The sequence below is a fragment of the Clavibacter vidaverae genome, assembly GCF_047529985.1.
Lineage (GTDB): Bacteria > Actinomycetota > Actinomycetes > Actinomycetales > Microbacteriaceae > Clavibacter > Clavibacter nebraskensis_A.
In genome coordinates this window covers 581612-602857 of the sequence record NZ_JBLJAM010000002.1, presented here as the reverse complement: position 1 = coordinate 602857, position 21246 = coordinate 581612, and the positions used below count along the sequence as shown (strand labels likewise).

Below are 21246 nucleotides of genomic sequence, written 5' to 3'. Positions count from 1 at the left end.
GGTTTCGTGCGCGTCGCAAGGGGCGCGTTCGGACCACTGATCCCCATCTGAAGGACGTGTTCGTGATCCCACGCTTCCCTCGGCTCCACCCGGAGTCGGACCGCGCAGCCTCCCTGCGCAAGGCGACGGCCTCCGTCGTCGCCACCGCCCTCGTCGCCGCCGGCCTCGTCGCGTTCGGAGCGGGAGGCGCCATGGCCGCCCCCGCGCCGACCGTCGCGAAGCAGGCCGCCGACCTGAAGGACGGCCGCTACATCGTGACCCTCGCCGACGAGGCCGCCGCGACCTACCAGGGCGGCGTCTCCGGACTCGCCGCGACCGAGGCGCGCTCGGGTACGCAGCTCGACGCGGGATCCGCGCCGGTCTCGAAGTACACGGACTACCTGGAGCAGCAGCAGGAGGATGTCGCGGCCAGCGTCGGCGCCGACATCGACTACTCGTACTCCCTGACGGTCAACGGCTTCTCGGCCGACCTCACCGCCGAGCAGGCCGCCGAGCTCTCGAGCGACCGCAAGGTCCAGAGCGTCGAGCCCGACCGGATCTACCACCCCACCTCCACCCCGGCGGCCGACTTCCTCGGGCTCACCGGCCCCGACGGCGTCTGGGCGAAGACGGGCGGCCAGGAGAAGGCGGGCGAGGGCGCCGTCATCGGCGTCATCGACACCGGCATCGCCCCCGAGAACCCGTCCTTCGCGGGCGCCCCGCTGGGCACCTCCGCAGGCGACGCACCCTACCTCGACGGATCCACGATCCGCTTCGACAAGGGCGACGGCACGCAGTTCACCGGCGTCTGCCAGACCGGCGAGCAGTTCACGGCCGCCGACTGCAGCACCAAGATCGTCGGCGCGCGCTACTTCGTGGCCGGCTTCGGCAAGGGCAACATCGGCAACGCGACGACGGGCGAGTACGTCTCCCCGCGCGACGGCGACGGCCACGGCTCGCACACCGGATCCACGGCGGCGGGCAACGCGGGCGTCGAGGCGACCATCGACGGCAACCCGCTCGGCGAGATCTCGGGCGTCGCGCCCGCGTCGAAGATCGCCGCGTACAAGGTCTGCTGGTCGGGCCCCGACAACTCCACGCAGGACGACGACGGCTGCGCCGGCGCGGACCTCGTCGCCGCCATCGAGCAGGCGACGAAGGACGGCGTCGACGTCATCAACTACTCCATCGGCGGCGGATCCGCGGAGACCACGTTCTCCGCCACCGACGCGGCGTTCCTCGGCGCGGCCAGCGCGGGCATCTTCGTGTCCGCCTCCGCGGGCAACTCCGGCCCCGGCGCCTCCACCCTCGACAACGCGTCGCCGTGGATCACCACGGTCGCCGCGAGCACGGTCGCGGGCAACTTCGAGGCCACCGCGAAGCTCGGCGACGGGCAGCAGTTCGCGGGCTCGTCCATCACCGTGACCGAGCCGGTCACCGGCGCCTTCGCCACGGCGGCCTCCGTCGCCGCGGCCGGCGCCACCACGCCGAACCTGTGCGGACCCGGGACCCTCGACCCGGCCACGACCGCCGGCAAGATCGTCCTGTGCGAGCGGGGCGTCGTCGACCGCGTCGCGAAGTCGGCCGAGGTCGAGCGCGCGGGCGGCATCGGCATGGTCCTCGTCAACCCGACGCCCAACTCGATCGACGCCGACACGCACGCCGTGCCGACCGTCCACCTCGACGCCGACGTCTACGCCGCGGTCTCCGCGTACGCGGCCACGCCCGGCGCGACCGCCACGCTGGTGCCCGACAACACGACGGGCGTCTCCGCCCCGACCCCCCAGGTCGCCGGCTTCAGCTCGCGCGGCCCGGTCCTCGCGGACGGCAGCGACATCCTCAAGCCCGACGTGACGGCGCCCGGCGTCTCGATCATCGCGGCGACGAACAACGCGGAGGGCGCCGAGCCGACCTTCGCGCTCCTGTCCGGCACGTCGATGGCGGCCCCGCACGTGGCCGGCCTCGCGCTGCTGTACCTGGGCGAGCGCCCGAACGCGGCCGTCTCGGAGATCAAGTCCGCGCTCATGACGACCGCGTACGACACGAAGGACGCCAAGGGCGCCACCGTCACCGACCCCTTCGCCCAGGGCGCCGGGCACGTGGATCCGCGCCGCTACCTCGACGCGGGCCTGCTCTACCTCAACGGCTACGACGACTGGGTCGCGTACCTCGCGGCCACGGGCTACGCGACGGGCATCGACCCCGTCGACCCGTCGGAGCTGAACCTGGCGAGCATCGCGATCGGCACCCTCACGGGCGCCGAGACCGTGACCCGCGAGGTCACCTCCACCGGACCCGGCACCTACACGGCCAGCGTGCAGGGCCTCGACGGCATCACGGCGGACGTCACCCCGTCGACGCTCGAGTTCACCGAGGCGGGCCAGACCAAGTCGTTCGAGGTGTCGTTCACGCGCACCACGGCGGCCGTCGACCGGTACGCCACCGGCTCGCTCACCTGGACGAGCGCCGACCACGTCGTGCGCAGCCCCGTCGCGGTCAACCCCGTCTCCATCGCGGCCCCGGCCGAGGTGCAGGGCACGGGCATCGACGGATCCGTGGACGTCACGGTCACGCCCGGCACCACCGGGCCGATCGCGCTCACCGCCGAGGGCCTCGCCCGCGGCGTCGTGATCCCGGACCCGGAGGACGCCGCGTCGCCCACCACCGGATCGGGAGCCGCGAAGACGTCGGCCACCTACCCGGTCACCGTGCCGGCGGGCCAGCTCGCCACGCGGATCGACCTCGACTCCGCGGACGACGCCGCCGACCTCGACCTCACGGTCACCCGGGTCGTCGACGGGAAGGTCGTCGCGACCTACACGTCGGCCACCGCGTCGGCGGACGAGTCGGTCACCATCGAGACGCCGACCGCCGGCGCCTACGTGGTCAAGGTCGACGTGTTCTCGGTCCCCGAGGGCTCGACGACCGCGGCGTACACGGTCACGCAGTTCGACCTGTCCACGACGACGGACGAGGGCTCCTTCCAGGTGACCCCGAACCCGATCGACGCGGTCCAGAGCCGTCCGGCCACCTACACGGCGTCGTGGAGCGACCTCGCTCCCGAGACCGCGTACCTCGGCCGCGTCGGGTACGCCGGCTCCGCCTTCACGACGTACGTCCGCGTCGAGTCCGGGGCGATCCCGGCCCCGGCGGCGACCGCGCCGCCCGTGATCACGGGCACGCCCGTGGCCGGCCAGACGCTCACCGCGTCGCCCGGCACGTGGGACCAGGAGGGCCTCGCGTTCTCGTACCAGTGGTATGCGGACGGCAAGCCGATCGCCGGCCAGAAGCGCGCGACCTACAAGGTCTCGCCGTCGGTGTCGGGCAAGTCGATCACCGTCGTCGTGACGGCGAAGCCGGCCGAGGGCCCGACGGGCACCGCGACCAGCGAGCCCGTCGTGATCAAGCTGGCCAGCACGATCACGGTGGCCGTCAAGCCCGCCGTGGTGACGAGCGCGCAGAAGGCCGTCGTGACGGTCAAGGTCGACAGCCAGGCGAAGGCGGCGCCCACCGGCACCGTCACCGTGAAGGTCGGCTCGGACTCGTACGAGGTGACCCTGGACGCGGCGGGCACCGGCCGCGTCGAGCTGCCGGCGTACGCGAAGGGCCGCTACGCGGTCACCGCGACGTACGCGGGCGACGACGCGAACGCGGCGAAGACCAGCGCGCCGAAGTACCTCTACGTGAGCCGCTGATCCGGCTGACGTAGCGACGAACCGCGGAGGGGCGGGTGCCGGCAGGCACCCGCCCCTCTCGGCGTCCTGGCCTCGAGCGTCAGCGGAAGATGATCGTACGGGCGCCGTCGAGCAGCACGCGGTGCTCGGCGAACCAGCGCACGGCCTGCGTGAGGGTGCGCGACTCCTCGTCCTGGCCGATCGCCATGAGCTCGCGGGCGCTGCGCGAGTGGTCCACCCGCACGACGTTCTGCTCCACGATCGGGCCCTCGTCGAGGTCGCTCGTCACGAAGTGGGCGGTCGCGCCGATGAGCTTCACGCCGCGCGCGTGCGCCTGCTTGTAGGGGTTCGCGCCCTTGAAGCCGGGGAGGAAGGAGTGGTGGATGTTGATGATCCGGCCGCTGAGCCGGGCGCACAGCTCGGGGGAGAGGATCTGCATGTAGCGCGCGAGCACCACCAGCTCGATGTCGTGCTCCTCGACCGCGCGGATCACCCGGTCCTCGAACGCCCGCTTCGACGCGTCGTCGGTGACGGGGACGTGCTCGAACGGCACGCCGTAGAAGCCCGCGAGGTCGGCCAGCTTCCCGTGATTGCTCAGCACGAGCGGGATCTCGACGGGCAGCTGGCCCGCGCGCTGGCGGAACAGCAGGTCGTTCACGCAGTGCTCGGCGGTGGATCCCAGCACGAGCGTGCGCAGCGGCCGGCCCACCTCGTCGAGGTGCCAGGTCGCGTCGTAGCGCTCGACCACGGCCGCGAGGGCGTCGGCGAGCCGGTCGTCGTCGGCGGCGCTCTGGATCTGCAGGCGCATGAAGAACCGCCCGGTGTCGGCGCTCGAGAACTGCTGCGACTCGGTGATGTCGCCGCCGGCCTGGACGATGGCGCCGGCGATGGCGTGCACGATGCCGGGTCGGTCGTCGCAGGAGAAGCTGAGGACGCGGTGCGGGGGACGCGCCGGGGTGGCCTGGTCGGTCATCCGTCTAGGCTATTGCCTGGCTGCGCGGATCCCGCCGGCCCCGGGAGCTCTCCCGCCGTCGACGTCCTGTGGGTCTCCATGACGAACACCTCTCCCATATTCCTGCCCGATCCGGACCGCGCCGCGCACGGCGGCCGCCGCTCGCCGGTGCCGCCGCACGACCCCGGGGATCCCGCCTTCCGCTTCCCCTGGGTCGGGATCCTCACGCTCGCCGCGTGCGTGTTCCTCAGCGTCACGAGCGAGACGCTGCCCACCGGCCTCCTCAGCGAGATGAGCGGCGACCTCCGGGTGGAGGAGTCGCGCGTCGGCCTCCTCGTCTCGGTGTTCGCGATCGCCGTGGTGCTCTCGAGCGCGCCGCTCGCGGCCCTCACCCGCCGCGTCCCGAGGCACGCGCTGCTCCTCGTCGTGCTCGCGGTCTTCGCGACGAGCAACCTGCTCACGGCGCTCGCGCCCACCTTCGAGCTCGTGGTCGCGACGCGCGTGCTCGGCGGGCTCGCGCACGGCCTGTTCTGGGCGGTCGTCGGCGCGTACTCGGCGCACCTCGTGCCGCCCGCGCTCATCGGCCGCGCGGTCGCGCTCACGGTCGGCGGCGGCAGCCTCGCGTTCGTGCTCGGCGTGCCCGTCGGCACGGCGGCCGGGCAGGCGTTCGGCTGGCGCGCGGCCTTCGCGGGGATCGGCGTGCTCACGCTCCTCGGGATCCTGCTCGTCTGGCGCTTCCTGCCGGCGGTCGGGCGGCCCGAGCGGGAGGCGCCCGCGGGCGTCCCCGCCAGCGGTCGCGTCGGGATCCGGCAGCGCATGGCCGGGCAGGGCGTCGGCGGCGTGCTGTTCGTGTGCCTCACGGCGATGGTGATCATGATCGGCCAGTACGGCTTCTACACGTACGTGGACCCGTTCGTGACGCGCGTGATGGGGATCCCCGAGCAGCAGCTCAGCGCCATGCTCTTCGGCTACGGGATCGCCGGGGCCGTCGGGCTCCTGCTCGCGGGCACCGTCTTCTCGAGCCGGCCGCAGCTGGGCGTGCTCGCCGGGCTCGCGGCGGCGGCACTGGGCGTCAGCGCGCTGGCCCTCGTGCCGGGCCTCTGGGCGGTCGCGATCCCCGGCTTCCTCCTCTGGGGCCTCGCGTTCGGCGCGATCCCGTCCCTCCTGCAGACGCGCATGCTGCACGCGGCGCACCCGTCGTTCCGCGACACCGCGAGCTCCTTCTACACGACGGCGTTCAACGTCGGGATCGGCGGCGGCGCGCTCGTGGGCGGCGCGCTGCTCGACGGCCTCGGCATCGCGTCGCTGCCCGGCGCGTACCTCGCGGTGATGGCGGTGTCGGTCGTGCTCGTCGTCGGATCCGCGGGCCGGGCCGCCCGCGGTCGCGCGGTCGCCGCACGCTCCGCCGCCTGACGCCCCGCGCGTCCCCAGTCGCTCCGGGGCACCCCACGCCTGCGGGAGGATGGGAGCCGTGACCACGACCCCCGCGCCCCTCGGCCTCCTCCTCGACGTCGACGGCCCCATCGCCAGCCCGATCACCCGCACCCTCGCCATCCCGAGCATCGCGACCGACCTCGTGGAGCTCGCGGCGGCGGGCGTGCCGATCGTCTTCAACACGGGACGCTCGGACGCCTTCATCCGCACCCAGGTCGTGGGCCCGCTGCTCGACGCCGGGCTCCCCGCGGGCGCGCGCGTGCACGCCGTGTGCGAGAAGGGCGCGTCGTGGTTCTCCATCACGCCCGAGGGCGCGGGGGAGGTGCACGTCGACCGGGCGCTCGCGCTGCCCGAGGCGTTCATGCGCGACATGGAGCGCCTCGTCGCGGAGCGCTTCGCCGACTGGATGTTCTTCGACGCCACCAAGCACGCGATGGTCTCGCTGGAGCAGCTGACGAGCGTCGCGTCCGCCGACTACCTCGCCGTGCAGCCCGACCTCGACGCGCGCGCGGTCGAGATGCTCACGGCGCACGGGCTCGGCTCGGTGCTGGAGGGCGTGGAGGTGCCCGACGCGCGCGGCGAGGTGCAGGTGCGCGTGGATCCCACGATCATCTCGACCGACATCGAGTCCGTCCGCCTCGGCAAGGACCTCGGCGCCGCCCGCGCGCTGGAGCTGCTCGCCGACAGCGGCCCGCTGCCTCTCCGCTGGCGCACGGTCGGCGACTCGCGCACGGACTACGCGATGGCCCGCTGGCTGCACGAGAACGGCCACGAGGTCGCGCACGTCGACGTGCGGCCGGCCGACGGGATCCCGGCGACGCCGTACGACGTGCTCACCGCGGGCGACCTGATCCACGACGAGGCCGGTGCCGCGCTCCTCGCGCAGTGGGTGCGCGTCGTGCGCGGCGAGGCCGAGGACGACTCCGCGTTCCTCGCGCCGGGGCGCTCCGCGAGCTGACACCGCGCGGCGCCGCGCCGCTCGCCGCTCCGCCCGCGGCCGCTCGCCGCACGCCTCGAGGGCCCGTCCGTTCCCGGACGGGCCCTTCCGCGTGTGCGCGAACGGATGTTAGCCTCGGCTAACACTCGACGGAGAGGCCGCCATGACCCGCACCGCCCCCGAGCGCCGACGCGCGCGCCGGCCCGTCACCGGCCCGCGGCTCGTCCTGCTGCTCGGGCCGGCGTTCGTCGCGGCCATCGCCTACGTGGATCCGGGCAACGTCGCCGCCAACCTCACCGCGGGCGCGCGCTACGGCTACCTGCTCGTGTGGGTGCTCGTGGCCGCGAACCTCATCGCCGTGCTCGTGCAGTACCAGTCGGCGAAGCTCGGGCTCGTCACCGGCCGCAGCCTCCCGGAGCTCCTCGGCCAGCGGCTGCCGACCGGGCGTCGCCGGGCGTTCTGGGTGCAGGCGGAGCTCATCGCCGCGGCCACCGACCTCGCGGAGGTCATCGGCGGGGCCATCGCGCTGCACCTGCTGTTCGGGATCCCGCTCGTCGCGGGCGGCGTGATCGTCGGCCTCATCTCCATCGGCCTGCTCGCGGTGCAGTCGCGGCATGGGCAGCGGCCGTTCGAGCTCGTGATCGGCGCGCTGCTCCTCGTGATCACGGTGGGCTTCCTCACGGGCCTCGTCGTGAGCCCGCTGTCGGCGTCGGGGATCGCGGGCGGCCTCGTGCCCGGCTTCGACGGGCCGGACAGCGTCCTGCTCGCCGCGAGCATGCTCGGCGCGACCGTGATGCCGCACGCCGTGTACCTGCACTCGTCGCTCAGCCGCGACCGGCACGGCGTGCAGACCGACGACGGCGTGCTCCGGCGGCTGCTCCGCGCGACGCGCTGGGACGTGATCACCGCGCTCGCCGTGGCCGGCGCCGTCAACATCTCGATGCTCCTCATCGCTGCCGCGAGCCTCGGCGGCGTGCCCGGCACCGACTCCATCGAGGGCGCGCACGCGGCCATCACGGCGTCGCTCGGGCCGGTCGTCGGCGTCGTGTTCGCGGTGGGGCTGCTCGCGTCGGGCCTCGCGTCCACCTCCGTCGGCGCCTACGCGGGCGCCGCGATCATGGGCGGCCTGCTGCACGTGCGGGTGCCGCTGCTCGCGCGGCGCGTGGTGACGCTCATCCCTGCGCTCGCGATCCTCGCGGTCGGCGTCGACCCGACCACGGCGCTCGTCGTCAGCCAGGTCGTGCTGAGCCTCGGGATCCCGTTCGCGCTCGTGCCGCTCATCCGCCTCACGGGCGACCGTCGCGTGATGGGCGCGCACGTCGACCGGCTGCTCACGCGCATCGCGGCGTGGGTCGCGGTGTCGCTCGTGGTCGTGCTGAACGTCGCGCTCGTGGTGCTCACCGTCACCGGCTGAGCCCGTGGTCCGGGCCCGGGCCCGGTCCCCGGTCAGCCGGCGTCGGAGACCCAGACCGCGGACGCGGCGGCGGGCGTGAGCGGGCGCGCGGCGGATCCGTCGACCGTCACGACCACGGCGGCGGGCCCGGACGCGTCGGGGGACGCCGCCCGCACGAGCGTCGCGTCGAGCCCGATGCCGTGCTCGGCGAGCTCGCGCAGGAGGCGCGGGTCCTCGTCGGAGATGCGGCGCACGCGCATGGGCCGGTCGGCGACCGCGTCCGCGAGCACGGTCGCCTCGGGCAGGTGCGGCTCGCCGTCGGCCGAGGGGATCGGGTCGCCGTGCGGATCCCGCGACGGGTGCCCGAGGTGCTGGTCGATGCGCGCCACGAAGTCGTCGGAGACCGCGTGCTCGAGCACCTCGGCCTCGTCGTGCACCTCGTCCCAGCCGTAGCCGAGCACCTCCACGAGGAACGTCTCGAGCAGGCGGTGGCGCCGCACCATCTGGATCGCGTGCCGCCGCCCGTCGGCGGTGAGCTCGATGCTGCCGTACGGCCGGTGCTCCACGAGGCCCTGCGCGGTGAGGCGGCGGAGGCCGTCGGACGCGGTGGCGGGCCGGATCCCGAGCCGCTCGGCCAGGCGCGAGACGGTGACGGGCTGGTCGGACCACTCGGTGGCGGTCCAGATGAGCTTGAGGTAGTCCTGCGCGGCGCTGGAGAGCTCGTCGACGGACATGCGCCCATGGTACCGACGGCGATCCGGCGGCCCGGGGCCCGGCGGAGCATGCTGGACGGGACCCGCGGGCAGGGACGCCCGCGGCGGATCCGATGGAGGAACCCCATGCAGTACCGGAATCTCGGCAACAGCGGCGCGGTCGTCTCGACCTACGCGCTCGGCACCATGACCTTCGGCGCGGAGGCGGACGAGGAGACCTCGGGCCGGATCCTCGAGGCCTACGTCGCGGGCGGCGGCACGTTCATCGACACCGCGGACGTCTACACGTCGGGCGTCTCCGAGGAGATCGTCGGCCGCTGGCTGAAGGCGCACCCCGCCGAGGCCGACCAGCTCGTCGTCGCGACCAAGGGCCGCTTCCCGATGGGCGAGGGCAACAACGACGTCGGCACCTCGCGTCGCCACCTCACCCGCGCGCTCGACGACTCGCTGCGCCGCCTCGGCGTCGACACGATCGACCTCTACCAGATGCACGCGTGGGACGCCGTGACCCCGCTCGAGGAGACCCTGCGCTTCCTCGACGACGCCGTGCGCGCCGGCAAGATCTCGTACTACGGCTTCTCGAACTACCTCGGCTGGCAGCTGACGAAGGCCGTGCACGTCGCCAAGGCGCTCGGGTACACGCCGCCCGTGACGCTGCAGCCGCAGTACTCGCTGCTCGTGCGCGAGATCGAGTCGGAGATCGTGCCCGCTTCGCTGGACGCCGGCATCGGCCTGCTGCCCTGGTCGCCGCTCGCCGGCGGCTGGCTCACCGGCAAGTACCGCCGCGACGAGACGCCGACCGGCGCCACCCGCCTCGGCGAGGACCCGGAGCGCGGCATGGAGGCGTTCACGCCGCGGAACGGCCAGGAGCGCACGTGGGCGATCCTCGACGAGGTGCGCCGGATCGCGGACGCGCACGGATCCAGCTCCGCCCGCGTCTCGCTCGCGTGGCTCGAGGCGCAGCCGGCCGTGACCAGCGTGATCCTCGGCGCCCGCACCGTGGAGCAGCTCGAGGACAACATGGCCTCCGCCGACCTGGAGCTCACGGCCGACGAGATCGCGTCGCTCAGCGCGGTGAGCGCGCCCGTGGTGTCCGACTACCCGTACGGCCCGGCCGGCGTGCAGCAGCGCCACCGCGCGATCGACGTGCGCGGCTGAGCCCGCCGCCGGCCGTCGCCTCGTCCGCTCCGGCGACGCGGGGGCGGCCGGCACCCGGCGCCCGGGGCGTGATCCGCACCCGCGGCACGTGCCGACGCACCACGACCTCGAGGGTCAGCTGCCCGCGCCGCGCGAGCACCACGGCGACGACCGCGGCCGCCAGCGCGGGCACGCCGCCCGAGACGACCATGCCGGCGTGCACGCCCCACGCCTCGACGATCCCGCCCATGAGCGGACCGCCGATCGCCTGGCCGCCGAGCAGAACGAGCACGTAGACGCTCATCACGCGGCCGCGGATGGCCACGTTGCTGGAGAGCTGCACGAGCGAGTTGGCCGCCGTCTGGAACAGCAGCGACGCCATGCCGACCGTCACGAGAACGGCGGCGAACGGCGCGATCCCGGGCATGAGGCCCGCGGCCGCCTGCAGCAGGCCCGTGATCCCGACGCCGACCACGATGGTCCGCAGCCGCACGGTCGCGCGCCGCGTCGAGAGCAGGGCGCCCGTGAGCGCGCCGATCGCGACCATCGAGTTGAAGAAGCCGTAGCCGCCCGCGCCCACGTCGTAGACGTCGCTCGCGAACGCCGCGAGGAGCACGGGCATCGTGAGCCCGAAGACGCTGAACACGGCCACGAGCACGACGGGCCAGAGGATGGTCGGCTTCGAGCGCGCGTACCGCAGCCCCTCCGCGAGCTGGCCGCGGCGGCGCGGTGCCGGCGGCATGCGGATGAGCGCCTTCACGTCGAGGCTCCACAGCGTGAGCACCACGACGACGCACGCGAGCGCGTTGATCGCGAACGACCAGCCGGCGCCGACCGCGAGCAGCAGGATCCCGCTGAGCGCCGGGCCCACCATGCCGCCGAGCTGGAACACGGAGGAGTTGACGCTGATCGCGTTCCTGAGGTGCTGCTGGCCCACGATCTCGGTCACGAACACCTGCCGGGCGGGATTGTCGATCACCGTCACGAGCCCGGTCGCGAACGCGATGGCGAAGATGTGCCACGCCTCGACCGCGCCCGAGAGCGTGAGCACGGCGAGCAGCGCGCTGAGGAGTGCGTAGGTGCCCTGCGTGATCATCATCAGCATCCGCTTCGAGCACCGGTCGACGATGACGCCGCCCAGCAGGCCGAAGAACAGCATCGGCGCGAACTGCATCGCCACCGTGATGCCGACCGCGGTGACGCTGCCGGTGAGCTCGAGCACGAGCCAGTCCTGTGCGATGCGCTGCATCCAGCCCGAGGTCATGGCGATGACGTTGGAGGCCGTGAACCGACGGAAGTTCGGCACGCTCAGGGCGATGAGCGTGTGGCGCCACGGCGGGCGCTGCGTCTGGACGGGGAGCGGGGCGGTCGGGGGGAAGGCGTTCGGCGGCGGGGTCACTTCATCCTGCGGGTGCGTTGCGTATGGGCGGATCGGTTCCGTATGGGTGCGGCCCTCGTGGGGCCGGGCTCGACGCTACCCGCGGGCTTCCCATTCGGATCCCGTCTCGACATGATGAGTGTCATCACGCATTCGAATGACCGGGAGGCCGCCGTGCTGGATCCGACCCTGCTCCGGACCTTCCTCGCCGTGGCCGACACCCGCAGCTTCACGCAGGCGGCCGCCCGCCTCGGCATCAGCCAGCCGACCGTGAGCCAGCAGGTACGGCGGCTCGAGCGGTCCGTCGACCGCACGCTCATCGCGCGCGACACCCGCGCCATGCGCCTCACCGACGCGGGCGACGCGATGGCCGGGTTCGCGCGCACCATCCTCGCGGCGCACCAGACGGCGGAGAGCTACTTCGGCGGATCCGCGGTGAGCGGCCGCCTGCGCTTCGGCACGGCGGACGACCTCGCCATCACGCAGCTGCCGCGGATCCTGCGGCACTTCCGCCAGCTGCACCCGCAGATCGAGCTGGAGCTCACGGTCACGCAGAGCGGCCCGCTGCACCGGCGGCTGCTCGCGGGTCAGCTCGACCTGATCCTCACCAAGACCACGGTCGACGAGCAGCCGGACGCGAAGCTCGTCGGCCGCGACCGGATGGTGTGGGTCGGCCTCGAGCGGACGATCCTCGAGCCGGGCGCGAGCGTGCCCCTCATCGCGTACCGGGCGCCGAGCATCAGCCGGCAGATGGCGATGGACGCGCTCGAGCGGGCGGGCCGCACCTGGCGCATCACGTGCAGCACGCGCGACGTGAACGGCGTGCTCGCGGCGGTGCGCGCGGGCATGGGCGTCGCGGTGCTGCCGCAGGCGCTCATCCCGACGGATCTCGTGAAGGTCACCTCGCGCCTCGGCCTGCCGGAGCTCGACGAGGTGGACTACGTGCTGATGGACAACCCGGCGGGGCCGCGGGCGTCGATCGAGGCGCTGACGTCGGCGATCATGTCGCGCGGGGTGGCGCGGGCGAGCTGACCGCGGGCGGGAGCGCTACCAGCGGGCGACGGGCGGCAGGCCGTCGTCGGCGAGCCCGGCGTCGCGCGGGCGCCCCCGGCCCCGGCGACCGCGGCCGCGTCCGCCCGGCTGGTGCGGCGGCTCGGGCTTGTCGGGATCCGCCGCGGGGTCGCCGGGCTGCTCGAGCTGCATCGCGAGGGCGCGGAGCCGGGCGTCCATCTCCACGTGCGCGGCGGCCTCTTCGCGGCGGGCCGGATCCTCGTCCATGTCGGCGGGCACGCGCGTGGCCTCGTCGAGCGGCATGGCGTCGGCCTCCGCCTCCGCGAGACGGCGCGCGCGGCGTCGCGACGCCAGGATCCCGAACGCGCCCACCGCGATCTGGAACATGCCGAGCCAGCCGGACGCGTCGTTCACGGGGGCGAGCACGTGCCAGGCGCCGAGCGCGATCCAGCCGATGTTGACCCACATGGGCCATGCGAACCCCGATGCGCCGCGCGCGCCCTCGCGGGGTCCGTCCGTGCCGCGTCCCTCGTCGCTCATGCCGTTCCTCCGTGCCGACCCGCCTGTGCCCGCGAGTGTGTCACGGCAGGTCGTGAGCGGCCTGGAGCCAGACGAACGTGCGCGGGCTCAGCACGATGCCCTTGGTGAGGCGGAGGGGCTCGTCGCGCACGAGGTCGACGGCGTGCTCGGCGAAGCCGCCCAGCGTCTCGGCGGACACCGTCGCGGGCTCGTCGCCGAGGTTCGCGAGCACGAGGACCGTGCCGTCCTCGTGCGGGCGCTGGTAGCCGAGCACGTGCGGGTCGTTCGCGTCGAAGCCGACGACGCGCGTGCCGCCGAGCGCGGGCGTGGCGCGGCGCACGGCGACGAGCCGACGGAGCCCCGCGTGGACGACACCCGTGCTCGTGGTGCGGTCGTCGCGCTGGTCGTAGCGCTCGAAGGGGTAGAGCGGGCGGTTGACCCACCTGCTGTCCTCGGCGTGCGCCGGGACGTCGTCGTAGCCGTAGTCGTTGAGCTGGCCGACCTCGTCGCCGAGCACGAGCAGCGGCAGGCCGCCGGTGCTGAGGGCGATGGAGTGGGCGAGCAGGATCCGCTCCACGGCGCCCGGGTCGTCCTGCTCCAGGCCCGCGAGGGACGCCGTGGTGCCGGCGACCGCGCCGTCCGGGTGCCAGACGCCGCGCGCGTGGCTGCCGGGGAAGCGGCCCACGTGGTAGTCGGCGAGGAACCGGCGGTGCTCGTGGGGGTCGATGCCGAGGGCGCGCGCGTCGTCGTCGTCGAAGGCGAAGCGGAGGGCGTCGAGGCTGCGGACGCGCGCGATCCGCGCGGATCCGGCCGGGGCGTCGCCGCGGCGGACGAGGGCCCGCGCGAGGAGGGCGGAGGACCGGGTGGCGAGCGCCTCCCAGACGAGGGCGGTGAGGGCGGGGTCCTCGGCGAGGCGCACGGCGTCGCCGTCGAGGAGGTCGGCGCCGCCGCGCGGGTCGGCCTCGGCCGCGACGGCCAGGGCGAGCGCGGGGGCCGTGCGTCGGGCGAGTGCGCCGATCGCGCGGAGGAGGGCGGCGCGGTCCGCGTGCGGGTCGCCGTCGGGGCGCTCGCCGAGGACGTCCGCCGGGTCGACGCGCACGACGTCCGCGCCGACGGCGGCGAGGGCGACGGCCTCGCGGATCGCAGAGCCGATGCGCGCGGCGGGCGACGCGTCGGGGTCGGCGGCGGAGAGGTCGACGCCCAGCGTGAGGCCGGCGTCGTGCAGCGCGTCGACGAGCGCGGCCAGGTCGGCGGCGGACCCGAGGCCCGGGCGCACGCGCACGCCCGGCGCGAGGAGCGCGTCGGCGTCGGCGTCGGGATCCGCCCCCTCGGCGACGGGCGTGACCTGCAGGTGGGTGAGGCCGAGGTCGCGGAGGGCGGGGATCCGGGCGGCGAGGCCGCGGAGGTCGTCGGCGTACCGGTCGACGTAGCAGACGCCGCCGGTGCGGCGGTCGAGGTCGAGGGCGGCCGGCGGGGCGATGCGGGCGCGGACGTCGCGGAGGTCGGCGGCGAGCGCGTCCGCGAGGGCGTCGGCGTCGTCGCCCAGCAGCGGTCGCAGGTCGTCGGCGAGGGCGTCGCGGTCGTGTCCGCCTGCCGCGGGATCGGTCGTGAGCTCTGCGCTCCCCATGCTCGGTCCTTCCTCCGCATCCGGCGGGCACCGTCGCCCGATCCCCTGATCCTACGGGCGGTCGGCGGCCCTGACCGGCCCATCCGTTCGTGCGCATCGCCTTTCCTCGCTCCGCGGCCAGCCGGGGTCGCCCGCGCGCCACCCGTCGCGCATCCGCCGCGCGTCCGCGTGGGCACGCGCCTCGCGCCCGCGCGCCCGGGACGGGTAGGCTCGACCCCGTCGCGACTGGCGTTCGGATGGGTCACCATCGGGGAGCGACTCACACGGTTGGTGGCCGTACGCCTGGGCCACGACGCATCCTCTCGTCCACCGTGCACAAGGAGTCCCATGCCCGTCGACCAGTCCTTCAACGCCCCCCTCTCCGAGGTCGACCCGGAGATCGCGGCCGTCCTCGAGCAGGAGCTCGGCCGCCAGCGCGGCACCCTCGAGATGATCGCCAGCGAGAACTTCGTGCCGCGCGCGGTGCTGCAGTCGCAGGGATCCGTGCTCACCAACAAGTACGCGGAGGGCTACCCGGGCCGCCGCTACTACGGCGGCTGCGAGTTCGTCGACGTCGCCGAGCAGCTCGCCATCGACCGCGCGAAGAGCCTCTTCGGCGCCGAGTTCGCCAACGTCCAGCCGCACTCGGGCGCCACCGCCAACGCCGCCGTCCTCGCCGCCATCGCGCAGCCGGGCGACACGATCCTCGGCCTCGAGCTCGCGCACGGCGGCCACCTCACGCACGGCATGAAGCTCAACTTCTCCGGCAAGCTCTACGACGCGGCCGCGTACGGCGTGGATCCCGACACCTTCCTCATCGACATGGACGTCGTGCGCGAGAAGGCGCTCGAGCACCGCCCGCAGGTCATCATCGCCGGCTGGTCGGCGTACCCCCGCCACCTCGACTTCGCCGCGTTCCGCGCGATCGCGGACGAGGTCGGCGCCAAGCTCTGGGTCGACATGGCGCACTTCGCGGGGCTCGTCGCGGCGGGCGTGCACCCCTCGCCGATCCCCTACGCGGACGTCGTCTCCTCCACCGTGCACAAGACCCTCGCGGGACCCCGGTCCGGCGTGATCCTCAGCCGCGACACCGCGCTCGCCAAGAAGCTCAACTCGGCCGTCTTCCCGGGCCAGCAGGGCGGACCGCTCATGCACGTCATCGCGGCCAAGGCCACGGCGTTCAAGATCGCGGCCACCGAGGAGTTCGCGGACCGCCAGCGCCGCACCATCCAGGGCGCGCAGATCCTCGCCGAGCGCCTCACGGCGACCGACTCCACCGAGGCCGGCGTCTCGGTCCTCACGGGCGGCACCGACGTGCACCTCGTGCTGGCCGACCTCCGCCACTCGGAGATCGACGGCAAGCAGGCCGAGGACGCGCTGCACGAGGTCGGCATCACGGTCAACCGCAACTCGGTGCCGTTCGACCCGCGCCCGCCGATGGTCACCTCCGGCGTCCGCATCGGCACGTCGGCGCTCGCGACCCGCGGCTTCGGCGAGGCCGAGTTCACGGAGGTCGCCGACGTCATCGCCGAGACCCTGAAGCCCGGCAGCGACCTCGCCGCCCTCCGCGCGCGTGTGCTGACGCTCACCGACGGCTTCCCGCTCTACGAGGGCCTGACCCAGTGACGGCGGTCGTGCTCGACGGCGTCGCGACCGCGTCGGCCGTCAAGTCCGAGCTGGCCGTGCGGATCCGCGCGCTGCGCGAGCAGGGTCTCGTGCCCGGGCTCGGCACGCTCCTCGTGGGCGACGACCCGGGATCCCGCTCGTACGTCGCCGGCAAGCACCGCGACTGCGCCGAGGTGGGCATCGAGTCCATCCGCGTGGACCTCCCGGCCGACGCCACCGAGGACGACGTGCGCCAGGCCATCGAGCGCCTCAACTCGGACCCGGCCGTCACGGGCTACATCGTGCAGCTGCCGCTCCCCGCGGGGATCGACGAGAACGCGATGCTCGAGCTCATCGACCCGTCGAAGGACGCCGACGGCCTGCACCCCACCAACCTCGGGCGCCTCGTGCTCGGCGTGCAGGGCGAGCTCACCTCGCCGCTGCCGTGCACGCCCGCGGGCATCGTCGAGATGCTCGAGCGCTACGACGTGCCGATCGCCGGCCAGCACGTGGTCGTCGTCGGCCGCGGCCTCACGGTCGGGCGGCCGCTCGGCCTGCTGCTCACGCGCAAGGGCCTCGACGCCACCGTCACGCTCACGCACTCGCGCACGCGCGACCTCGAGCAGGAGGTCCGCCGCGCGGACATCGTGGTCGCGGCCGTGGGCGTCGCGCACCTGATCAAGCCGGAGTGGGTGAAGCCGGGCGCCGCGGTGCTCGACGTGGGGATCACGCGGGTCGTGGATCCCGAGACCGGCAAGGCGCGCCTCACGGGCGACGTGGATCCGGCCGTCGCCGAGGTCGCCGGCCACCTGTCGCCGAACCCGCGGGGCGTGGGTCCGATGACCCGCGCGATGCTGCTGGTGAACGTGGTGCTGGCCGCCGAGCGCGACGCGCGCCTGGCCGCCGAGCTGCGCGGCTGACGGCGCTCGCCGCGACAGCGCCCGACTCGACCGTGCGGCGGTGATGCAGGCGGGGACGGCCGGTCAGGCCGTCCCCTCCTCGCGTGCGGGGTCCGTCGAGGCGGCCAGCAGCACGGCCGGCGTCGGGATGGTGCCCGCGTGCAGGCGCGCGTTCTCCACGTAGTGGTCCGCGTTCGCGCGGAGTCCCGCGACCTCGTCGTCGGTGAGCTCGCGCCGCACCTTGCCGGGCACGCCCGCGACGAGCGAGCGCGGCGGGACCACCTGCCCCTCGAGCACCACGGTGCCGCCCGCGAGGAGCGACTCGCGGCCGACGACGGCGCCGTTCATCACGGTGGCGGACATGCCCACGATGCAGTCGTCCTCGACCGTGCAGCCGTGCAGCACCGCGTTGTGGCCGACGCTCACGCCCTGGCCGACCGTGAGCGGGAAGCCCGGGTCCACGTGGCAGCTCACGTTGTCCTGCAGGTTCGAGCGCGCGCCGATGGCGATGTCGGCGGCCTCGGCGCGCAGGACGGCGTTGAACCACACGCTGGATCCGGCCCCGAGCGTCACGCGCCCGACGACGCGCGCCCCCGCCGCCACGAGGGCGTCGGGGGCGATGTCGGGCGCGGGCGATCCGGGGAGCGCGCGGACGGTGGCCTGGGGATCGACGGTCATGCCGACAGGGTAGGCGCCGGGCGCATCCGCGTGCCGCGCTCCATGGGCGCGAAGCCCGCAGCGACGTAGGCGTCCCACGGCGCGCGGTAGTAGGGGAGCGGCGAGGCGTTGATGAAGACGTCGTGCCCGCCCAGCTCGCCGATGCGGCGGCAGACGTCGAGCGCGAGGGTCTGCGCGAGGCCGAGGCGGCGGTGCCCGGGCACGATGCCGAGCGGCTCGAGCTCCGCCCAGCCGCTCGCCGGATCGAGCCAGGCCGTGCAGGTGCCCGCGAGCGATCCGTCGGGCGCCTCGATCACGAGGTCCAGGTCGCGCCGGTACACGGCGGCGGACTGCATGGCCGCGTAGCCGGCCGCGTCGAAGCGGCTCTCGGCGTAGGGGTCGATGCCGTCGCCGGATCCGTCGGTGAAGGGCAGGTCGACCGGCTTCCACGCGAGGCGGTGCGTGTCGACCTTGGCGCGCTCCTCGCCGTCCGCGACCGGGCGGATGCGGTACCCGGCGGGCGGCCGTGCGCCCGTGTCGCGGGCGGCGTGACGGAGGCCGGCGAGGGGGACCGCCTCGTCGACGAACCCGCGGGCCGCGAGGATCCCGCGCAGCCGGTCCTGGCCGCGGTGCACGGCGACGCTCGCGGGCCCGTCCCCGGCCGCGTCGAGGATCCACGTCGCGAGCAGGTCGGTGGTGGCATCGTCGCCGGGCGCGCACTCGACCCGGGCGTCATCGGCCGAGAACCCGGCCCAGCCGACGAGCGCGCCGGCCTCGTCGCGGACCACGGCGATCCGCCCGGGAAGCTGACCCGTGGCGGCCTCCCACGCGAAGCCGCCGGGGTGCGTGGACGCGGGGAACCACCCGGACAGCGCGCGGGAGATGTCGCGGACGGCGTCGTCCCGGTCGTCGTGGATCTCGGTCAGGCCCTCGTACGGTCGCATGCCGCCGAGCCTAGGGGCGCCGCCGGAGCGGCGAGCGCCTACTGCTCCGCCTTCGCCCCGTCCGACGGCGTGACCGTGAAGACGGTCGGGCCCGTGTAGCCGTGCTCCGCGAACGCGCCGTCGATGGCGACCTGCAGGCGCGACAGCGAGTCGACGTCGATGAGCGCGATGGCCGATCCGCCGAAGCCGCCGCCCGTCATGCGCGCGCCGATCGCGCCCTCGTTCTGCGCGACCTCGACCGCGAGGTCGAGCTCCGGGACGCTGATCTCGAAGTCGTCGCGCATGGAGCGGTGGCTCGCATCCAGCAGCTCCCCGATCGCGCGCGGACCCTCCTCGCGGAGGGCGCGCACGGTGTCGAGCACGCGCTGGTTCTCGGTGACGATGTGGCGCACGCGGCGGAACGTCTCGTCGTCGAGCACCTCGCGGGCGCGCACGAGGTCGTCGACCGACAGGTCGCGCAGCGACGCGACGCCCATGAGGCGCGCGCCCTGCTCGCACGACTCGCGGCGCGCGCGGTAGCCGCCGTCGGCGTGCGCGTGGGCGACGTGCGTGTCGATCACGGCGATGGTGAGGCCGGCCGCCTCGAGCCCGAGCGGGATGACCTCCGCCTCGAGCGAGCGGCAGTCGAGGAACACGCCCGCGTCCTGCTGTCCGAGGAGGCTCGCGGACTGGTCCATGATCCCGGTCGGCGCGCCCACGATCTCGTTCTCGGCGAGCTGCCCCACCGCGGCGAGGGTCTGCCGGTCGAGGCCGAGGCGCCAGATGTCGTCGAGCGCGAGGGCGATGGATCCCTCGAGCGCCGCCGACGAGGACAGCCCCGCGCCCACGGGCACGTCGCTGTCGATGAACACGTCGAAGCCGGGCACGGCGGCGAGGTCGGCCCCGCGCTGCCCGAGCGCCCAGGCGACGCCGAGCGGGTACGCCTGCCAGCCGTCGATGCGCTCACCCGTGAGGTCGGCGAGGCGCGCCTCCACGACCTCCTCGGAGAAGGAGCTGGCGAGGCGGATGCGGTCGTCGTCGCGCGGCGCGAGCGCGATGACCGTGCGACGGTCGATCGCGAACGGGAACACGAAGCCCTCGTTGTAGTCGGTGTGCTCGCCGATGAGGTTCACGCGCCCGGGCGAGGACCACACGCCGTGCGGCTCGCGCTCGAAGCGGGCGCGGAATCCCTCGCGCACGTCGTCTCGGATGTCGGTCATGCGTCCTCCACTGCCTTCCGGATCATCTCGGCCGCCTTCTCGGGCGGCACGTCGCCGATCCAGGCGCCCATGGCCGCCTCGGATCCGGCCAGGAACTTGAGCTTGTCGGCCGCGCGGCGCGGCGACGTGATCTGCAGCATCAGCCGGATCTCGTCGCGGTGCGCGTCCACGGGGGCCTGGTGCCAGGCGGCGATGTACGGCGTCGGGGTGTCGTACAGCCGGTCCATGCCCTGCAGCAGCTTGAGGTACATCGTCGCGAGCTCGTCGCGCTCGGCGTCGGTCGTCTCCGCGAGGTCGGGCACGTGGCGGTGGGGGAGCAGGTGGATCTCCACGGGCCAGCGGGCCGCGAACGGCACGAACGCGGTGAAGTGCTCGCCGCGGAGCACGACGCGCTCGGACGCCTGCTCGGTCTCGAGGATCCGCTGGAACAGGCCCGGCCCGAACCGCTCGATCGACTCCACCAGTCGGCGCGTGCGCGGCGTGATGTAGGGGTACGAGTAGATCTGCCCGTGCGGGTGGTGCAGCGTGACGCCGATGGCCTCGCCGCGGTTCTCGAACGGGAACACCTGGCGGATCCCGGGCATCGCCGACAGGGCGCGCGTGCGCTCGGCCCAGGCCTCCACGACGGTCCGGGCGCGCGACGGCGTGAGGCCGCTGAACGAGCCGGTGTGCGCGGGGCTGAAGCAGACGACCTCGCAGCGGCCGACCGAGGTGCGGGTGCGCTCCAGGCCGATGGACGTGAGGTCGTCGTCGTCGACGGGCGCGTCCACGCCGTCCGCGTCGGCGAGCGCGGGGCCGAAGGACGGCGACTTGTTCTCGAAGACCGCGACGTCGTACATGCTCGGGATCTCGGACGGGTTGGTGGGGCTCGCGGGGGCGAGGGGATCCAGCTCCGCCGGCGGCAGGTGCGCGCGGTTCTGGCGCGCGGCCGCGATGGAGACCCACTCGCCCGTGAGCACGTCCTGCCGCATCGTCGCGGTGGGCGGGCGGGGCGCGGCCGGGCGGGCGTCGGCGGCGCGCTCGGGCGGCAGGGTCGTGTCGGCGTCGTCGAAGTAGACGAGCTCGCGGCCGTCGGACAGCAGCGTGCGGCGCTGCGTGATCCCGGACGGCGACGTCGTGACGGTCTGGTCGGCATGCATGATGCCTCGATCCTACGGGCTCGCGGCGGCCGGATCTGCGCTCGCGAAAGCCCCGGCTTGCGTTCCGGCA

17 protein-coding genes and 1 riboswitch are annotated in these 21246 nt (G+C 74.2%); of the genes, 8 read left to right on the top strand and 9 right to left on the bottom strand.

Features of this window, described 5'->3' with window-relative positions:
- Window positions 1-56: 56 nt before the first annotated feature.
- The gene (locus tag ACMT9T_RS15580; RefSeq protein ID WP_414746392.1) at window positions 57-3674 is read left to right on the top strand and encodes a S8 family serine peptidase; all 3618 of its coding nucleotides are present in this window, start codon (window positions 57-59) and stop codon (window positions 3672-3674) included.
- Window positions 3675-3753: 79 nt separating this feature from the next.
- On the opposite strand, the gene purU is transcribed toward ACMT9T_RS15580, so the two are convergent.
- Entirely contained in the window at window positions 3754-4626 is an 873-nt protein-coding gene (purU, locus tag ACMT9T_RS15575) for a formyltetrahydrofolate deformylase (protein ID WP_414746391.1), read from the bottom strand.
- Between the two features lie 78 nt (window positions 4627-4704).
- On the opposite strand from purU, the gene ACMT9T_RS15570 reads away from it, so the two are divergent.
- The 3 genes from ACMT9T_RS15570 to ACMT9T_RS15560 all read left to right on the top strand — a co-directional run bounded on the left by ACMT9T_RS15570 (window position 4705) and on the right by ACMT9T_RS15560 (window position 8390).
- Window positions 4705-6018 (top strand): MFS transporter, encoded by a 1314-nt coding sequence (locus ACMT9T_RS15570; RefSeq protein ID WP_414746390.1) that lies wholly within the window; start codon window positions 4705-4707, stop codon window positions 6016-6018.
- Window positions 6019-6067: 49 nt separating this feature from the next.
- The gene (locus ACMT9T_RS15565) at window positions 6068-6997 is read left to right on the top strand and encodes a Cof-type HAD-IIB family hydrolase (RefSeq protein WP_414746389.1); all 930 of its coding nucleotides are present in this window, start codon (window positions 6068-6070) and stop codon (window positions 6995-6997) included.
- 142 nt (window positions 6998-7139) lie between these two features.
- On the top strand, window positions 7140-8390 hold the full coding sequence (locus tag ACMT9T_RS15560; protein ID WP_414746388.1) for an Nramp family divalent metal transporter: 1251 nt from the start codon (window positions 7140-7142) through the stop codon (window positions 8388-8390).
- Between the two features lie 32 nt (window positions 8391-8422).
- Here the strand turns inward: ACMT9T_RS15560 and ACMT9T_RS15555 are convergent, their stop codons facing one another.
- Window positions 8423-9103, bottom strand: a complete 681-nt coding sequence (locus tag ACMT9T_RS15555) for a metal-dependent transcriptional regulator (RefSeq protein WP_414746387.1) — start codon at window positions 9101-9103, stop codon at window positions 8423-8425.
- 105 nt (window positions 9104-9208) lie between these two features.
- Between ACMT9T_RS15555 and ACMT9T_RS15550 the strand changes: the two genes are divergently transcribed.
- A complete protein-coding gene (locus ACMT9T_RS15550; protein WP_414746386.1) occupies window positions 9209-10240 on the top strand; it encodes an aldo/keto reductase in 1032 nt (343 codons plus the stop codon).
- Here the strand turns inward: ACMT9T_RS15550 and ACMT9T_RS15545 are convergent.
- Window positions 10149-11618: an MFS transporter gene (locus ACMT9T_RS15545; RefSeq protein ID WP_414746385.1), complete on the bottom strand. Its 1470-nt coding sequence runs from the start codon at window positions 11616-11618 to the stop codon at window positions 10149-10151. The two genes, ACMT9T_RS15550 and ACMT9T_RS15545, sit on opposite strands and share 92 nt — an antisense overlap.
- Before the next feature lie 153 nt (window positions 11619-11771).
- Here ACMT9T_RS15545 and ACMT9T_RS15540 point away from each other — a divergent pair, with 153 nt between their 5' ends.
- A complete protein-coding gene (locus ACMT9T_RS15540) occupies window positions 11772-12629 on the top strand; it encodes a LysR substrate-binding domain-containing protein (RefSeq protein WP_414746412.1) in 858 nt (285 codons plus the stop codon).
- Between the two features lie 15 nt (window positions 12630-12644).
- On the opposite strand, the gene ACMT9T_RS15535 is transcribed toward ACMT9T_RS15540, so the two are convergent.
- Together ACMT9T_RS15535 and ACMT9T_RS15530 are read right to left on the bottom strand one after the other, a co-directional pair.
- The gene (locus tag ACMT9T_RS15535) at window positions 12645-13148 is read right to left on the bottom strand and encodes a hypothetical protein (RefSeq protein WP_414746384.1); all 504 of its coding nucleotides are present in this window, start codon (window positions 13146-13148) and stop codon (window positions 12645-12647) included.
- 40 nt (window positions 13149-13188) lie between these two features.
- Window positions 13189-14754 (bottom strand): alpha-amylase family glycosyl hydrolase, encoded by a 1566-nt coding sequence (locus ACMT9T_RS15530; RefSeq protein WP_414746383.1) that lies wholly within the window; start codon window positions 14752-14754, stop codon window positions 13189-13191.
- A 211-nt stretch (window positions 14755-14965) separates the two neighbouring features.
- Window positions 14966-15049, top strand: a riboswitch (ZMP/ZTP riboswitch).
- A 32-nt stretch (window positions 15050-15081) separates the two neighbouring features.
- Between ACMT9T_RS15530 and glyA the strand changes: the two genes are divergently transcribed.
- Together glyA and ACMT9T_RS15520 are read left to right on the top strand one after the other, a co-directional pair.
- The gene (glyA, locus tag ACMT9T_RS15525) at window positions 15082-16359 is read left to right on the top strand and encodes a serine hydroxymethyltransferase (RefSeq protein ID WP_414746382.1); all 1278 of its coding nucleotides are present in this window, start codon (window positions 15082-15084) and stop codon (window positions 16357-16359) included.
- The gene (locus ACMT9T_RS15520) at window positions 16356-17258 is read left to right on the top strand and encodes a bifunctional methylenetetrahydrofolate dehydrogenase/methenyltetrahydrofolate cyclohydrolase (RefSeq protein ID WP_414746381.1); all 903 of its coding nucleotides are present in this window, start codon (window positions 16356-16358) and stop codon (window positions 17256-17258) included. Before glyA ends, ACMT9T_RS15520 begins: the two co-directional genes overlap by 4 nt.
- Before the next feature lie 63 nt (window positions 17259-17321).
- Here the strand turns inward: ACMT9T_RS15520 and ACMT9T_RS15515 are convergent, their stop codons facing one another.
- The 4 genes from ACMT9T_RS15515 to galT are packed head-to-tail and all read right to left on the bottom strand — an operon-like array spanning window position 17322 to window position 21176.
- Complete coding sequence (locus ACMT9T_RS15515; protein ID WP_414746380.1) at window positions 17322-17915, bottom strand: gamma carbonic anhydrase family protein; 594 nt, start codon at window positions 17913-17915, stop codon at window positions 17322-17324.
- A complete protein-coding gene (locus tag ACMT9T_RS15510) occupies window positions 17912-18838 on the bottom strand; it encodes a GNAT family N-acetyltransferase (RefSeq protein ID WP_414746379.1) in 927 nt (308 codons plus the stop codon). The genes ACMT9T_RS15515 and ACMT9T_RS15510 overlap by 4 nt, the downstream gene beginning before the upstream one ends.
- A 38-nt stretch (window positions 18839-18876) precedes the next feature.
- The gene (gene galK / locus ACMT9T_RS15505) at window positions 18877-20037 is read right to left on the bottom strand and encodes a galactokinase (RefSeq protein ID WP_414746378.1); all 1161 of its coding nucleotides are present in this window, start codon (window positions 20035-20037) and stop codon (window positions 18877-18879) included.
- Window positions 20034-21176, bottom strand: coding sequence for a galactose-1-phosphate uridylyltransferase (gene galT / locus ACMT9T_RS15500; protein WP_414746377.1), 1143 nt, complete (start codon window positions 21174-21176; stop codon window positions 20034-20036). Before galT ends, galK begins: the two co-directional genes overlap by 4 nt.
- Between the last annotated feature and the right edge of the window lie 70 nt (window positions 21177-21246).

Excerpts from the sequence above, each read along its gene's own strand:
- glyA (WP_414746382.1), top strand. The coding sequence starts at position 15,082 with ATGCCCGTCGACCAGTCCTTCAACGCCCCCCTCTCCGAGGTCGACCCG.
- ACMT9T_RS15530 (WP_414746383.1), bottom strand. The coding sequence starts at position 14,754 with ATGGGGAGCGCAGAGCTCACGACCGATCCCGCGGCAGGCGGACACGAC.
- galT (WP_414746377.1), bottom strand. The coding sequence starts at position 21,176 with ATGCATGCCGACCAGACCGTCACGACGTCGCCGTCCGGGATCACGCAG.
- ACMT9T_RS15515 (WP_414746380.1), bottom strand. The coding sequence starts at position 17,915 with ATGACCGTCGATCCCCAGGCCACCGTCCGCGCGCTCCCCGGATCGCCC.
- galK (WP_414746378.1), bottom strand. The coding sequence starts at position 20,037 with ATGACCGACATCCGAGACGACGTGCGCGAGGGATTCCGCGCCCGCTTC.
- purU (WP_414746391.1), bottom strand. The coding sequence starts at position 4,626 with ATGACCGACCAGGCCACCCCGGCGCGTCCCCCGCACCGCGTCCTCAGC.
- ACMT9T_RS15570 (WP_414746390.1), top strand. The coding sequence starts at position 4,705 with ATGACGAACACCTCTCCCATATTCCTGCCCGATCCGGACCGCGCCGCG.
- ACMT9T_RS15510 (WP_414746379.1), bottom strand. The coding sequence starts at position 18,838 with ATGCGACCGTACGAGGGCCTGACCGAGATCCACGACGACCGGGACGAC.
- ACMT9T_RS15560 (WP_414746388.1), top strand. The coding sequence starts at position 7,140 with ATGACCCGCACCGCCCCCGAGCGCCGACGCGCGCGCCGGCCCGTCACC.
- ACMT9T_RS15555 (WP_414746387.1), bottom strand. The coding sequence starts at position 9,103 with ATGTCCGTCGACGAGCTCTCCAGCGCCGCGCAGGACTACCTCAAGCTC.
- ACMT9T_RS15565 (WP_414746389.1), top strand. The coding sequence starts at position 6,068 with ATGGGAGCCGTGACCACGACCCCCGCGCCCCTCGGCCTCCTCCTCGAC.
- ACMT9T_RS15535 (WP_414746384.1), bottom strand. The coding sequence starts at position 13,148 with ATGAGCGACGAGGGACGCGGCACGGACGGACCCCGCGAGGGCGCGCGC.
- ACMT9T_RS15550 (WP_414746386.1), top strand. The coding sequence starts at position 9,209 with ATGCAGTACCGGAATCTCGGCAACAGCGGCGCGGTCGTCTCGACCTAC.